The organism is Austwickia sp., assembly GCA_016699675.1.
In the GTDB taxonomy this organism is placed as follows: domain Bacteria; phylum Actinomycetota; class Actinomycetes; order Actinomycetales; family Dermatophilaceae; genus Austwickia.
On record CP064985.1, the window covers coordinates 2,898,441 to 2,914,551 of the forward strand.

The 16,111-nt window shown below is 68.8% G+C and carries 9 protein-coding genes; all 9 read left to right on the top strand.

Going from position 1 to position 16,111, the window contains the following annotated elements; all coding sequences use genetic code 11:
- Positions 1-357 precede the first annotated feature (357 nt).
- The 9 genes from rpoB (at position 358) to rpsJ (ending at position 16,103) form a co-directional block, all read left to right on the top strand.
- Positions 358-3,843 carry a DNA-directed RNA polymerase subunit beta gene (gene rpoB / locus IPK37_13245; GenBank protein ID QQR99921.1) on the top strand — a complete coding sequence of 1,162 codons (3,486 nt, stop codon included), beginning with the start codon at positions 358-360 and terminating at the stop codon, positions 3,841-3,843.
- Between the two features lie 93 nt (positions 3,844-3,936).
- The gene (locus IPK37_13250) at positions 3,937-7,827 is read left to right on the top strand and encodes a DNA-directed RNA polymerase subunit beta' (protein QQR99922.1); all 3,891 of its coding nucleotides are present in this window, start codon (positions 3,937-3,939) and stop codon (positions 7,825-7,827) included.
- A gap of 490 nt (positions 7,828-8,317) precedes the next feature.
- On the top strand, positions 8,318-8,692 hold the full coding sequence (locus IPK37_13255; protein QQR99923.1) for a 30S ribosomal protein S12: 375 nt from the start codon (positions 8,318-8,320) through the stop codon (positions 8,690-8,692).
- Positions 8,692-9,162, top strand: a complete 471-nt coding sequence (gene rpsG, locus IPK37_13260; GenBank protein QQR99924.1) for a 30S ribosomal protein S7 — start codon at positions 8,692-8,694, stop codon at positions 9,160-9,162. The genes IPK37_13255 and rpsG overlap by 1 nt, the downstream gene beginning before the upstream one ends.
- 177 nt (positions 9,163-9,339) lie before the next feature.
- Entirely contained in the window at positions 9,340-11,442 is a 2,103-nt protein-coding gene (fusA, locus tag IPK37_13265) for an elongation factor G (GenBank protein QQR99925.1), read from the top strand.
- A gap of 136 nt (positions 11,443-11,578) precedes the next feature.
- Positions 11,579-12,772, top strand: coding sequence for an elongation factor Tu (tuf, locus tag IPK37_13270; GenBank protein ID QQR99926.1), 1,194 nt, complete (start codon positions 11,579-11,581; stop codon positions 12,770-12,772).
- 103 nt (positions 12,773-12,875) lie between these two features.
- Positions 12,876-13,337: a DUF2599 domain-containing protein gene (locus tag IPK37_13275; protein QQS02866.1), complete on the top strand. Its 462-nt coding sequence runs from the start codon at positions 12,876-12,878 to the stop codon at positions 13,335-13,337.
- Between the two features lie 29 nt (positions 13,338-13,366).
- Entirely contained in the window at positions 13,367-15,463 is a 2,097-nt protein-coding gene (locus IPK37_13280; protein ID QQR99927.1) for a methyltransferase domain-containing protein, read from the top strand.
- 331 nt (positions 15,464-15,794) lie between these two features.
- Positions 15,795-16,103, top strand: coding sequence for a 30S ribosomal protein S10 (gene rpsJ / locus IPK37_13285; GenBank protein QQR99928.1), 309 nt, complete (start codon positions 15,795-15,797; stop codon positions 16,101-16,103).
- Positions 16,104-16,111 lie beyond the last annotated feature (8 nt).

Consider the following 16,111-nt stretch of genomic DNA (forward strand, 5'->3'; position numbering starts at 1 on the left):
GGACTGCGGATCATCGAGCCGGGCTGCAGATTCGGCGCCGCGCGACGGCGCCCGTCGAGCCCGAGTCGAGGTCCACAACCGCCGCCGCGTCGGCGCGGACGCGGCGGGCCGAGACTGTGGTTCCGGTCGAGTCTCGCCACGGGGTGGCGATTGGACTCCCGTCGACACCACGGGTATGCTGTCGCTTTGCGCTGCCCCTCTCTGTGTAGCCCGCGACGACGTGGCCGTCCCCACCGGTCTGATCAGCACGTGACCTGCAGGTTCGTGGTGTGTCTCCGAGTGGTGGGACGGATGCTCATTGCAGGTGGGCGCGGCGCCGACCGCCGACTGTGACAAAGGCCCGTGGAAGGACCCTCCTTGGCTGCCTCGCGCACTGCGAACCAGAAGATGTCCACGGCACTGACGGCCTCCGGCCGCGTGTCGTTCGCCAAGATCCGAGAGCCGCTAGAGGTACCCGACCTCTTGGCCCTGCAGACCGAGAGTTTCGACTGGCTGCTCGGCAACGAGCGGTGGCAGGCCCGGGTCGAGGAGGCCCTGGAGGCCGGCCGCAACGACGTACCCGAGCGCTCCGGACTGGAGGAGATCTTCGAGGAGATCTCGCCCATCGAAGACTTCGCGGGATCGATGTCGCTCTCGTTCCGGGACCACCGGTTCGAGGAGCAGAAGTACTCCATCGAGGAGTGCAAGGAACGCGACATGACCTACAGCGCCCCGCTGTTCGTCACCGCCGAGTTCATGAACAACAACACCGGCGAGATCAAGAGCCAGACGGTGTTCATGGGCGACTTCCCGCTCATGACCGACCGGGGCACCTTCGTTATCAACGGCACGGAGCGCGTCGTCGTCTCCCAGCTGGTCCGCAGCCCGGGCGTGTACTTCGAGCGCACCCCCGACAAGACCTCCGACAAGGACATCTACTCGGCCAAGGTGATCCCGAGCCGCGGTGCCTGGCTGGAGTTCGAGATCGACAAGCGCGACATGGTCGGCGTGCGCATCGACCGCAAGCGCAAGCAGTCCGTCACGGTGCTGCTCAAGGCGCTCGGCTGGTCGGACGCGCAGATCCTGGAGACCTTCGGCGAGTACGAGTCGATCCGGGCCACCCTGGAGAAGGACCACACCGGCGGCCAGGACGAGGCGCTGCTCGACATCTACCGCAAGCTGCGCCCGGGCGAGCCGCCGACGAAGGAGGCGGCCCAGGCCCTCCTGGACAACCTCTACTTCAACCCCAAGCGCTACGACCTGGCCAAGGTGGGTCGCTACAAGCTGAGCAAGAAGCTCGGCATCGAGGCCGACCTGACGAGTTCGACCCTGACGGTCGACGACGTCGTCGCCACGATCCGCTACATCGTCGCCCTGCACGCGGGGGAGAGCACGATCAAGGGCGTCCGGCACGGCGAGGAGGCCGACATCCGGGTCGAGGTCGACGACATCGACCACTTCGGCAACCGCCGCCTGCGCAACGTCGGCGAGCTCATCCAGAACCAGGTCCGCACCGGGCTGTCCCGCATGGAGCGGGTGGTCCGCGAGCGGATGACCACGCAGGACGTCGAGGCGATCACGCCGCAGACCCTGATCAACATCCGCCCGGTCGTCGCCTCCATCAAGGAGTTCTTCGGCACGAGCCAGCTATCCCAGTTCATGGACCAAAACAACCCGCTGGCCGGCCTGACCCACAAGCGGCGCCTGTCCGCGCTGGGCCCGGGCGGTCTGTCCCGCGACCGCGCGGGCATGGAGGTCCGCGACGTCCACCCCAGCCACTACGGCCGGATGTGCCCGATCGAGACGCCGGAAGGCCCGAACATCGGCCTCATCGGCTCGCTGGCCTCCTACGGCCGGATCAACCCCTTCGGCTTCATCGAGACGCCGTACCGCAAGGTGGTGGATGGCCAGGTCAGCGACGAGGTGCACTACCTCTCCGCGGACGAGGAGGACGAGTTCGTCATCGCGCAGGCCAACGCGCCGCTGACGGAGGACGGCCACTTCGCCGAGGAGCGGGTCCTGGTCCGCACCAAGGGCGGCGAGGCGATCGACGTCCCGGGCGGCGAGGTCGACTACATGGACGTCTCGGCCCGGCAGATGGTCTCCGCGGCCACCGCGCTGATCCCGTTCCTGGAGCACGACGACGCCAACCGCGCGCTCATGGGCGCCAACATGCAGCGCCAGGCGGTTCCGCTGGTGCGCAGCGAGGCCCCGCTGGTCGGCACGGGCATGGAATACCGCGCCGCTCTCGACTCCGGGGACGTCGTGCGCGCCCGGCAGGGCTGCGTGGTCGAGTCCGTCGCCGCGGACACGGTCACCGTGGCCAACGACGACGGCACCCACGAGACCTACCGGATCGCCAAGTTCATGCGCTCCAACCAGGGCACCTGCTACAACCAGCGGGTCGTCGTGGCGGAGGGCCAGCGGCTGGAGGCCGGCGAGGTCATCGCCGACGGGCCCGCCACCGACGGCGGCGAGATGAGCCTCGGCCGCAACCTCCTCGTGGCGTTCATGCCCTGGGAGGGCCTGAACTACGAAGACGCGATCATCCTGTCCCAGCGCCTGGTGCAGGACGACGTGCTCTCTTCGATCCACATCGAGGAGCACGAGATCGACGCCCGCGACACCAAGCTGGGCCCCGAGGAGATCACCCGGGACATCCCGAACGTCTCCGAGGAGGTCCTGGCCGACCTCGACGAGCGCGGCATCATCCGCATCGGCGCCGAGGTCCGCGACGGCGACCTGCTGGTCGGCAAGGTCACGCCCAAGGGTGAGACGGAGCTGACCCCGGAGGAGCGCCTGCTGCGCGCGATCTTCGGCGAGAAGGCCCGCGAGGTCCGCGACACCTCCCTGAAGGTGCCGCACGGCGAGACCGGCACGGTCATCCACGTGAAGGTCTTCGACCGGGAGGAGGGCGACGAGCTGCCCCCGGGCGTCAACCAGCTCGTGCGGGTCTACGTCGCCAACCGGCGCAAGATCACCGACGGCGACAAGCTCGCCGGCCGGCACGGCAACAAGGGCGTCATCTCCAAGATCGTGCCGGTCGAGGACATGCCGTTCCTTGAGGACGGCACCCCGGTCGATGTCATCCTCAACCCGCTCGGCGTACCGGGCCGCATGAACATCGGTCAGGTCCTCGAGATCCACCTGGGCTGGGCCGCCAGCCGCGGCTGGACCATCGACGGCGATCCGGAGTGGGCGGCGAACCTGCCGGCCGAGGTCCGCGAGGCCGGGCCGCGCACGCGGGTCGCCTCGCCGGTGTTCGACGGCGCCAAGGAAGAGGAGATCACCGGTCTGCTCGACTCGACGCTGCCGACCCGCGACGGCGTACGGCTCATCGGCGCCTCCGGCAAGGCGCAGTTGTTCGACGGCCGCTCCGGCGAGCCGTTCCCGGCGCCGATCTCGGTGGGCTACATGTACATCCTCAAGCTGCACCACCTCGTGGATGACAAGATCCACGCGCGCAGCACCGGCCCGTACTCGATGATCACCCAGCAGCCGCTGGGTGGTAAGGCCCAGTTCGGTGGCCAGCGGTTCGGCGAGATGGAGGTGTGGGCACTCGAGGCGTACGGCGCCGCCTACGCCCTGCAGGAGCTGCTCACGATCAAGTCCGACGACGTCACCGGCCGCGTGAAGGTTTACGAGGCCATCGTCAAGGGCGAGAACATCCCCGAGCCCGGCATCCCCGAGTCCTTCAAGGTCCTCATCAAGGAGATGCAGTCCCTCTGCCTGAACGTGGAGGTGCTGTCCTCCGACGGCAGCCAGATCGACCTGCGCGAACCGGACCAGGAAGTGTTCCGGGCCGCGGAGGAGCTCGGCATCGACCTGTCCCGGCGTGAGCCCAGTTCTGTCGAAGAGGTCTGACGCTGACCCGCGTTCCGACCGGTCGCCACCTAGCGGCGCGACCCGACACCGACCCGACGTACTCGAACCTGACCGAGAGTAGGGAAGCACCAAGTGCTTGACGTGAACTTCTTCGATGAGCTGCGGATCGGCCTGGCCAGCGCGGACGACATCCGCGCGTGGAGCCACGGCGAGGTGAAGAAGCCCGAGACCATCAACTACCGCACCCTCAAGCCCGAGAAGGACGGCCTTTTCTGCGAGAAGATCTTCGGCCCGACCCGGGACTGGGAGTGCTACTGCGGCAAATACAAGCGCGTCCGCTTCAAGGGCATCATCTGCGAGCGCTGTGGCGTGGAGGTGACCCGCTCCGGCGTACGTCGGGAGCGGATGGGACACATCGAGCTCGCCGCGCCGGTGACCCACATCTGGTACTTCAAGGGCGTGCCGAGCCGCCTCGGCTACCTGCTGGACCTGGCCCCGAAGGACCTGGAAAAGGTCATCTACTTCGCGGCGTACATGATCACCTCGGTGGATGAGGAGGGTCGCCACCGCGACCTGCCCAGCCTGGAGGCGCAGCTGGAGTCCGAGAAGAAGGTGCTGGCCAACCAGCGCGACGCGGACGTGGAGGCGCGGGCCCAAAAGCTCGAGGCCGACCTGGCCGAGCTGGAGGCCGAGGGCGCCAAGGGCGACGCGCGCCGCAAGGTGCGCGAGGGTGCCGAGCGGGAGATGAACAACCTGCGCAAGCGGGCCGACGCCCAGATCGAGCGGCTCGAGCAGGTCTGGGATCGGTTCAAGAACCTCAAGGTCCAGGACCTGGAGGGCGACGAAATCCTCTACCGCGAGATGCGGGACCGCTACGGGCTCTACTTCGAGGGCGGCATGGGCGCGGCCGCGTTGCAGCGCCGGCTGGAGACCTTCGACCTGGAGGCCGAGGCCAACCTGCTGCGCGAGATCATCGCCACCGGCAAGGGGCAGCGCAAGACGCGGGCCCTGAAGCGGCTCCGGGTGGTCACGGCCTTCCAGGTCACCGGCAACACCCCGATGTCGATGGTGCTCGACTGCGTCCCGGTCATCCCGCCGGACCTGCGCCCCATGGTGCAGCTCGACGGTGGCCGGTTCGCGACGTCGGATCTCAACGACCTCTACCGCCGCGTGATCAACCGCAACAACCGGCTCAAGCGGCTGCTCGACCTCGGCGCCCCCGAGATCATCGTCAACAACGAGAAGCGGATGCTGCAGGAGGCCGTCGACGCGCTGTTCGACAACGGCCGCCGCGGCCGCCCGGTCACGGGTCCGGGCAACCGCCCGCTGAAGTCGCTGTCCGACATGCTCAAGGGCAAGCAGGGCCGGTTCCGGCAGAACCTGCTCGGCAAGCGCGTCGACTACTCCGGCCGCTCGGTCATCGTCGTCGGCCCGCAGCTCAAGCTGCACCAGTGCGGCCTGCCCAAGCAGATGGCGCTCGAGCTGTTCAAGCCGTTCGTCATGAAGCGGCTGGTCGACCTCGACCACGCGCAGAACATCAAGAGCGCCAAGCGCATGGTCGAGCGGGCCCGCCCCGTGGTGTGGGACGTCCTCGAAGAGGTCATCACCGAGCACCCGGTGCTGCTCAACCGCGCGCCCACGCTGCACCGCCTGGGCATTCAGGCCTTCGAGCCGCAGCTGGTCGAGGGCAAGGCCGTCCAGATCCACCCGCTGGTCTGCTCGGCGTTCAACGCCGACTTCGACGGCGACCAGATGGCCGTGCACGTGCCGCTGTCGACCGAGGCGCAGGCCGAGGCCCGCATCCTCATGCTGTCCAGCAACAACATCCTCAAGCCGGCGGACGGCCGCCCGGTGACCATGCCCACCCAGGACATGATCATCGGCCTGTTCCACCTGACCTCCGAAGTGGCCGAGGGCCGGGGCGCGGGTCGCGCGTTCCGCTCGGAGGCGGAGGCGCGGATGGCGTTCGACGCGGGCGAGCTGGAGATCGGCTCGATGATCACGCTGCGGCTGCAGGACCTGGTGCCGCCGGTGGGCGTCGAGCTGCCCGAGGGCGTCGAGGCCGGCGAGGGTGGCCGGGTCCCGGAGATGATCCTGACGACCACGCTGGGCCGGGCCATCTTCAACCGGACCCTGCCCATGGACTACCCGTTCGTGGACGCGCCGGTCGACAAGAAGCGCCTGTCGACGATCGTCAACGACCTGGCCGAGCGCTACAGCAAGGTGCAGGTCGCGGCGAGCCTCGACGCGCTGAAGGAGACCGGTTTCCACTGGGCGACCCGCTCGGGCACGACCGTCTCGGTCTCCGACGTGGTCACGCCGCCGCGCAAGGGCGAGATCTTGTCCGGCTACGAGGCCAAGGCGGAGAAGGTCCAGACCCAGTACGAGCGGGGTCTGATCACCGACGACGAGCGTCGCCAGGAGCTCATCGAGATCTGGACTCAGGCGACCAACGAGGTCGCCAAGGAGATGGAGACCAACCTCCCGCGGACCAACCCGATCTTCCGGATGGTCTCCTCGGGCGCTCGAGGCAACTGGATGCAGCTGCGCCAGATCGCCGGCATGCGAGGGCTGGTGTCGAACCCGAAGGGCGACATCATCCCGCGTCCGATCAAGTCGAACTTCCGCGAGGGCCTGTCCGTGCTGGAGTTCTTCATCTCCACGCACGGCGCCCGCAAGGGTCTGGCGGACACCGCGCTGCGGACCGCGGACTCGGGCTACCTCACCCGGCGCCTCGTGGACGTCTCGCAGGACGTCATCATCCGCGAGGAGGACTGCGGCACCGACCGTGGCCTGTTCATGCCGATCGCGACCCGCAACAGCCAGGGCGCGCTCGTGCAGCACGACGACGTGGAGACGAGCGTCTACGCCCGCACGCTGGCCGAGGACGTGGTGGACGCGTCCGGGACGGTGCTCGCGGAGGCCGGCATCGACCTCGGTGACGTCGTCATCGGCGCGCTCGTCGCGGCCGGGGTCGAGAAGGTCAAGGTCCGCTCGGTCCTGACCTGCGACAGCCACGTCGGCACCTGCGCGCTGTGCTACGGGCGCTCGCTTGCCACCGGCAAGCTCGTGGACATCGGCGAGGCCGTCGGCATCATCGCGGCCCAGTCGATCGGCGAGCCGGGCACCCAGCTGACGATGCGGACCTTCCACACCGGTGGTGTGGCCGGTGACGACATCACGCAGGGTCTGCCGCGTGTGGTCGAGCTCTTCGAAGCCCGCACGCCGAAGGGTGTGGCCCCGATTGCCGAGGCCACCGGCCGCGTGCAGATCGAGGAGACCGACAAGGCGCGTCGCATCCTGCTCACGCCGGACGACGGGTCCGAGGGACACGCCTACCCGGTGAGCAAGCGCGCCCGCCTGCTCATCGCGGACGGCGACCACGTCGACGTCGGCACCAAGCTCGTGCAGGGCGCCGTCGACCCCAAGCAGGTGCTGCGCATCCAGGGCCCGCGGGCCGTGCAGATGCACCTGGTGGACGAGGTGCAGGCGGTGTACCGGCAGCAGGGTGTGTCGATCCACGACAAGCACATCGAGGTCATCGTCCGGCAGATGCTGCGCCGGGTGACGATCATCGAGGCCGGCGACGCCGAGCTGCTGCCGGGGTCGATGGCCGAGCGGGGTGCGTTCGAGACCGAGAACCGTCGCGTCGTGGCCGAGGGCGGCAAGCCCGCGTCCGGACGCCCGGAGCTCATGGGCATCACCAAGGCCTCGCTGGCCACGGACAGCTGGCTGTCGGCGGCCTCCTTCCAGGAGACGACCCGGGTCCTCACGGACGCGGCGATCCACGCCAAGAGCGACCCGCTGTTGGGCCTGAAGGAGAACGTGATCCTCGGCAAGCTGATCCCCGCGGGGACCGGCCTACCGCGGTACCGCAACATCAAGGTCGAGCCGACCGAAGAGGCCAAGGCCGCGATGTACGCGATGCCCGACTACCAGCAGTTCGACTACCCGGTCTTCGGCCCGGGCTCCGGGGAGGCCGTCCGCCTGGACGACGCCTCGCTGGGTCTGGACCGCGACTGACGCAGAAACGCAGCGCAGGGTGGGCGTCGCGCGCAGCGCGGCGCCCACCCTCTGCGTGTCGCGTGATCAGGTGAGGCGCCTCACCTGGTGGCGGGGGAGCTCACGTATGTACGGGTGTTGTCCCGCTCGGATCTGAGGCGCCTCACCTCGTGGCGGCCCCATCGCGGCGCCCACCTGTTTGCGTGCCGCGTGATCAGGTGAGGCGCCTCACCCCGTGGCGGCGCCCCGGATCGCCGTGCACCGGCCGGGATTTGGTCCCGGAACTGGGCTGCCGGTAGCCTGGGACGGCATGTCCCGGGTCCATCGACGGTCCGGGCTGTCCTCTCGCCGGGCAGTCGGCGCATTCCACGGACACTTCGCCTACGGGCGTACTGTGCCCAGGGGCGCGGACAGTGCAGGGGAGAGCACTCCGCACGACCCGACAGGGTCGGGCGGGGCATCACAAGGAGGCCGGCAGCAGGCCGGTCATGACCAGGATCACGGAGACTACGTGCCTACGATCAACCAGCTCGTCCGGAAGGGACGGCAGGACAAGGCCAGCAAGGCCAAGACTCCTGCGCTCAAGGGCAGCCCCCAGCGTCGGGGCGTTTGCACCCGCGTTTACACCACCACGCCGAAGAAGCCGAACTCCGCGCTGCGCAAGGTCGCTCGTGTGAAGCTGACCAGTGGCATCGAGGTCACGGCGTACATCCCCGGCGTCGGCCACAACCTGCAGGAGCACTCGATCGTGCTCGTCCGCGGCGGCCGGGTGAAGGACCTGCCCGGCGTGCGGTACAAGATCATCCGCGGCTCGCTCGACACCCAGGGCGTCAAGAACCGTAAGCAAGCGCGCAGCCGCTACGGAGCGAAGAGCGAGAAGAAGTAATGCCACGCAAAGGTCCTGCCCCGAAGCGCCCGCTCGTCGTCGACCCCGTCTACGGGTCGCCGCTGGTGACGCAGCTCGTCAACAAGATCCTGCTCGACGGCAAGAAGTCGATCGCCGAGCGCATCGTCTACGGCGCCATGGAGGGCTGCCGCGAGAAGACCGGCACCGACCCGGTCGTCACGCTGCGCCGGGCGCTGGACAACATCCGCCCCGCGCTGGAGGTCAAGTCCCGCCGCGTGGGTGGCGCGACGTACCAGGTGCCGGTCGAGGTCAAGCCCGGCCGGGCCACGACGCTCTCGCTGCGTTGGCTCGTCGGCTACAGCCGGCAGCGCCGCGAAAAGACGATGACAGAGCGCCTCATGAACGAGATCCTCGACGCGAGCAACGGGCTCGGGGCCTCGGTCAAGAAGCGCGAGGACACCCACAAGATGGCCGAGTCCAACAAGGCCTTCGCGCACTACCGCTGGTAATCCCTTCGATGCCCGGCGGTCGCGTTGGTCGCGACCGCCGGGCACCCTCGGGTCGCTGGTGGCCACGGCGTACGCCGTACGGCGTGGGCACCGACGGACCGAGCCGCTCCCCGGAGCACCCGCGCATCACGCGCACCACCGCATGCGAGCACCGCACGAGACGAGACGAGAGAGCTAGTGGCACTGGATGTCCTCACGGACCTGAGCAAGGTCCGCAATATCGGCATCATGGCGCACATCGACGCCGGCAAGACGACCGTCACCGAGCGCATCCTGTTCTACACCGGCATCAACTACAAGATCGGTGAGACGCACGACGGCGCGTCGACGATGGACTGGATGGAGCAAGAGGCCGAGCGCGGGATCACGATCACGTCCGCGGCCACGACCTGCTTCTGGAAGGACCACCAGGTCAACATCATCGACACGCCCGGCCACGTCGACTTCACCGTCGAGGTGGAGCGGTCGCTGCGGGTGTTGGACGGTGCGGTCGCGGTCTTCGACGGCAAGGAGGGCGTCGAGCCCCAGAGCGAGACCGTGTGGCGGCAGGCGGACAAGTACGACGTGCCCCGGATCTGCTTCGTCAACAAGATGGACAAGCTCGGCGCCGACTTCTACTTCACGGTGAAGACGATCGTCGACCGCCTGGGCGCGACGCCCCTGGTCATGCAGCTGCCCATCGGCGCGGAGAACACCTTCTCCGGGGTCGTGGACCTCATCACCATGAAGGCCTTTGTCTGGCACGGCGACGTGCAGAAGGGCGAGGACTACGCGATCGAGGAGATCCCGGCGGACCTGCTCGAGCAGGCCGAGACCTACCGGCACGAGCTGGTCGAGAAGGTCGCCGAGAGCGACGACACCCTCATGGAGAAATACCTGGAGGGTGAGGAGCTCACGAACGCCGAGCTCAAGGCCGCCATCCGGAAGATGACGATCAACTCCGAGGTCTACCCGGTCTTCTGCGGCAGCGCGTTCAAGAACAAGGGCGTGCAGCCCATGCTCGACGCGGTCGTCGACTACCTGCCCTCGCCCCTCGACGTCCCGGCCATCGTCGGCCGCGACCCGAAGGACGAGACCAAGGAAGTCGTGCGCCACGCCGACGCCAAGGAGCCGTTCGCTGGCTTGGCGTTCAAGGTGGTCAGTCACCCGTTCTTCGGTCGGCTCACCTACGTGCGCGTCTACTCGGGTCACATCGAGGCCGGCCAGCCGGTCTACAACGCGACCAAGCAGAAGAAGGAGCGCATCGGCAAGCTCTTCCAGATGCACGCGAACAAGGAGAACCCGGTCGACTCGGTGAGCGCGGGCCACATCTACGCGATGATCGGCCTGAAGGACACCACGACCGGCGACACCCTGTGCGACATGCAGCAGCACGTCGTGCTGGAGTCGATGACCTTCCCCGAGCCCGTCATCAACGTGGCCATCGAGCCCAAGACGAAGGGCGACCAGGAGAAGCTCTCCACGGCGATCCAGAAGCTCGCCGAAGAGGACCCGACGTTCCAGGTCGAACTCGACCAGGAGACCGGCCAGACCATCATCAAGGGCATGGGCGAGCTCCACCTCGACATCCTCGTCGACCGCATGCGGCGCGAGTTCAAGGTAGAGGCTAACGTCGGCAAGCCCCAGGTGGCCTACCGCGAGACCATCCGCAAGACGGTCGACAAGCACGACTACACCCACAAGAAGCAGACGGGTGGGTCGGGCCAGTACGCCAAGATCCAGGTGACCTACGAGCCCCTGGAGACCACCGAAGGCGCGATGTACGAGTTCGACAACAAGGTCACGGGTGGCCGGGTGCCGCGCGAGTACATCCCGAGCGTCGACCACGGCATCCAGGACGCGCTGCAGGTCGGCGTGCTCGCGGGTTACCCAGTGGTGGGCGTCAAGGCCACGCTGATCGACGGCGCGGCGCACGACGTCGACTCCTCGGAGATGGCGTTCAAGATCGCCGGCTCGATGTGCACCAAGGAGGCCCTACGCCGGGCCGACCCGGTGCTCCTTGAGCCGATGATGGCCGTCGAGGTGCGCACGCCCGAGGACTACATGGGCGACGTCATCGGCGACCTCAACAGCCGCCGCGGGCACATCCAGGCCATGGACGACGTCTCCGGCGCCAAGTCCGTGCGGGCCCTCGTGCCGCTGTCGGAGATGTTCGGCTACGTCGGCGACCTCCGGTCCAAGACGCAGGGCCGGGCGAACTACACCATGCAATTCGACTCCTACGCAGAGGTTCCCCGGAACGTCTCGGAGGAGATCGTCAAGAAGATGCGTGGTGAGTGAGCTCTCGCAGGCCGGGTAGACTGTCCCGCTGACGCTCAAGTCAATTTCACATCAGGCATCATCCCCACCAGAAAGACGTCGCCACGTCCAGCTTGGCGTACGGCGTTGAAACACCAAGTCCAACAGGAGGACCCCAGTGGCGAAGGCGAAGTTCGAGCGGACCAAGCCGCACGTCAACATCGGCACCATCGGTCACATCGACCACGGCAAGACGACGCTGACCGCGGCGATCACCAAGGTGCTGCACGACGCTCACCCGGACCTGAACCCCTTCACGCCGTTCGACGAGATCGACAAGGCTCCTGAGGAGCGCCAGCGCGGCATCACGATCTCCATCGCGCACGTCGAGTACCAGACCGACACGCGCCACTACGCGCACGTCGACTGCCCCGGCCACGCCGACTACGTGAAGAACATGATCACGGGCGCGGCGCAGATGGACGGCGCGATCCTCGTGGTCGCCGCGACCGACGGCCCGATGCCGCAGACGAAGGAGCACGTCCTCCTGGCCCGCCAGGTCGGCGTCCCCTACATCGTGGTCGCGCTCAACAAGACCGACATGGTCGACGACGAGGAGATCCTCGAGCTCGTCGAGATGGAGGTCCGCGAGCTGCTCTCCATCTACGAGTTCCCCGGCGACGACCTGCCGGTCGTCAAGGTCTCCGCGCTGAAGGCGCTGGAGGGCGACGCCGAGTGGAGCAAGTCGATCCTGGAGCTCATGCAGGCCGTCGACGACTACATCCCCGAGCCGCTGCGTGAGACGGACAAGCCGTTCCTCATGCCGATCGAGGACGTCTTCACGATCACCGGTCGTGGCACGGTCGTCACCGGCCGTATCGAGCGCGGCATCCTCAAGGTCAACGAGGAGGTCGAGATCGTCGGCATCCACGACAAGACCCAGAAGACGACCGTCACGGGCATCGAGATGTTCCGCAAGCTGCTCGACGAGGGCCGCGCGGGCGAGAACGTCGGCCTGCTCCTTCGTGGCATCAAGCGCGAAGAGGTGGAGCGCGGCCAGGTCGTCTGCAAGCCGGGTTCGACCACCCCGCACACCGAGTTCGAGGCGAACGTCTACATCCTCGGCAAGGACGAGGGTGGCCGGCACACGCCGTTCTACGACAACTACCGTCCGCAGTTCTACTTCCGCACCACGGACGTGACGGGCGTCGTGCACCTGCCCGAGGGCACCGAGATGGTCATGCCCGGTGACAACACCGAGATGAAGGTCGACCTGATCCAGCCCATCGCCATGGAGGACGGCCTCAAGTTCGCCATCCGCGAGGGCGGCCGCACCGTCGGCGCCGGGCGCGTCACCAAGATCATCAAGTGATCTGACGGCCGATTCGGCCATCGTGCGTGAGCACAGCGGCAGGGCCCGGGCGCTTCGCCCGGGCCCTGCCGCGTTGCGTCCCCGGCTCGGGAGCGCGACGGCGGTGCTGGTGGCGGTCGGCTGCCTGGCGGGAGTCGGCGGGTGCGGCTCGGCCGGGACCGGTACGTCGGGTGCCGCTGGAACTGGTACGCCGGGCGCGGCCGGGACCGGTACGTCGGGCGCGGCCGGGACCCGTACGCCGGGCGGGGCCGGGCCCACGACGTACCCGCCGTTGGTCGCGGACCTGACCTGGGTGACCCGCGAGGGGGAGCGGGCGCTCGTGGTGACCCCAACGACCTACCTGCGCGACCACGGCACGACCGAGGTCGCGGAGGAGGCCTGGCGTCGGGTCGTGGTCGCGGTGCCAGAGGCGGACACGGCGGGGATGCGGGACCAGTTCGTCTGTCACGCGCAGTTCGCAGCGACGAAGGACGCCTGGTATCTGGAGCCGGCCCGCCCCGCGGTCGGCTATGCCCGCACGGTCGCCGCGGGCTGCAACCCGGGGTCGCCGCGCGACGTAGGCTGAGCACGCAGACCGGCGAAGGGATCCCACTCGTGCGCATCGGCATGGTCACCCAGTGGTACGACCCCGAGGGCGGCTCCGCCATGACCTTCGGTGTCATCGCGCGGGCCCTGCACGCGCTCGGCCACGAGGTGGACGTGCTCACCGGTTTCCCGAACTACCCCAGCGGGCGGCTGGCCGAGGGCTATCGGCTGCGCCCCTACCAGCGCGAGGTGCGCGACGGGGTCACGGTGCACCGGGCGCCGCTGTACGTGAGTCACGACGCCAACCCGGTACGTCGGGCGGGCAACTACCTGTCGTTCGGCGCGAGCGCCGCGGCCCTGGCGAGCAAGGCATTGGGTCGGTCCGACGCCGTTCTTGTCGTGCCGTCGCCGCCGTTCACCGCGGGCGCCGGCCTGGTCCTCAAGCACCTGCGGGGCATCCCGTTCGGGCTGCAGATCCAGGACCTGTGGCCGCAGTCGGTGACGGCCAGCGGGATGATCTCCGGCGGGACGGTCGGGCGGGCCGAGAAGGCCCTGCACCGGGTGATGGACCGGCTGTACGCCGAGGCGGACTTCATCGCCGTCACCTCGCCGGGGATGGCCGATGTCATCGCCGCCCGCGGCGTACCGCGCGACAAGCTCACGTTCGTCTCGAACTGGGCCAACGAGGCGGCGTTCCACCCCGTGGAGACGCCGGCCGAGGTGGGCCTGCCGGCGCGGCGGCCGTTCACGGTGATGTACGCCGGGGCCATGGGCGAGGTCCAGGGGCTGGACGTGGTCCTGGGTGCCGCGGAGCTGGTGCGCGACCACACCGACATCGGGTTCCTGCTGGTCGGCGGTGGAGTGGCGAAGGCCGGCCTCGTCGATGAGGTCCGCCGCCGCGGCCTCGACAACGTGACGTTCGCCGACGCACAGCCTGTCGAGCGCATGGCCGACGTGCTGGGATCCGCCCAGGTCCAACTCATCAGCCTGGCCGACCTGCCGGTCTTCGCGAGCACGCTGCCCAGCAAGCTGCCCGCGACCCTGGCGACGGGCCGGCCGATCATCGGCGCCGTCGGCGGGGACGCGCGCCGGCTCATCGAGGAGTCCGGGGCCGGCTGGGCGATCCCCCCGGGCGATCCCCGTGCCCTCGCCGACGCGGTGCTCGCGGCGCGCGGGCTGGACGCCGGCGAGCTGGCCGCCAAGGGCCAGGCGGGCCGGAGCTACTACCTGGATCATCTCTCGGAGGCCGTCGGAGCGGCCCGGCTGGTCGAGCTGCTCGCGCAGGCCGCCGAGACCGCGGCCGGTCGACGGAGGAGTGAGAGCCGCCGGCGCCGCCGTACCGCGTCCGCCACCCCCGCGACGCCCGCCGTACCCCTCAGCCAAGCGGGCGCAGGAGCAACCCCCGGGGGAAACCCGACCAGCGACCGGCCCGACGCGACCGGCGAGGAGCCGGACGCGGCCCGCGAGGCCGCGCGCGTCGAGCGCATCTACACCGCGCGCGGCTACGACACGGACCTGGAGTACGCCGACGTCAACCCCGTCTACCTGCAGCGGATCCAGAGCATGGAGACGGCCACCCTCGCGGCACTGCGTGCGGCCGGGCTCTGGGACCGGCTGGGGGAGCTGGAGATCCTCGACTACGGCTGCGGGAACGGTCGCTGGCTCGGGCGCTGGCTGGCCTGGGGGGCGAGCCCGCAGCGGCTGCACGGCGTCGACATCCGACGGGCGGCGATCGAGCGGGCCCGGCAGACGTTCCCGCAGTGCCCGCTCGAGGTCCTCGACCCGGACGGCGCGCTGCCCCTGCCCGACGGCGCCATGGACGTGGTGGTGGCCAACCTCGTGTTCTCCTCGATCCTCGACGACCGGGTGCGCGCCGCCGCCGCGGCCCAGATCGCTCGGGTCCTGAAGCCCGGCGGGGTCTTCCTCTCCTGCGACTTCGCCATCGACAACCCGAAGAACCCGGACGTCCGGGCCTTCCGGGTGCAGGAGGCCGTCGACCTCTTCCCCGGCTTCACGCTGGAGGGGCAGCGCCGGCTGATCCTGGCCCCGCCGCTGGCGCGGGCGCTGGTGCCCCGCTCGTGGGGCAGCGCGGACCTGCTCGAGCGGATCGCCCCGCCGGTGCGGACCCACCGGCTCCTGACCCTGCGGAAAGCGAGTCGGCGGTAGGGAATCCCCGGTCGGGACCAGCGATTTGGAGCAGGTACCGGGGGTGTGGAACTATAGACCGGTTGCTTGACGCGCGACGTGGGCCCACGCCCGCTCGCCGTCCCTCGAACAGAGGTGACTAGCACCGCGGAGTTCGGCTCCGTGGGACTGGCCCCGGGCGAGGGACATCCAAGCCCGGGATCAACCGGACACCGATGACGCGGACCACGGAAGGTCTCTTCCGGCGTGCGCGTCTTTCCCCCGCGAGGGCGACACACCCGACCGCGGGGGTCGGAGGGATCGGGACAGGCCCGGCGAGACGACGAACGACGAGAGAGAGTCAGACGAGGCGATGGCGGGACAAAAGATCCGCATCCGGCTGAAGTCGTATGACCACGAGGTCATCGACAGCTCGGCGCGCAAGATTGTCGACACGGTGACCCGCGCGGGCGCCACCGTGGTGGGCCCGGTGCCGCTGCCGACGGAGAAGAACGTCTTCGTCGTGATTCGGTCGCCGCACAAATACAAGGACAGCCGCGAGCACTTCGAGATGCGCACGCACAAGCGTCTGATCGACATCGTCGACCCGACGCCGAAGGCCGTCGACTCGCTGATGCGGCTCGACCTGCCGGCTGACGTGAACATCGAGATCAAGCTCTGAGGACGCGA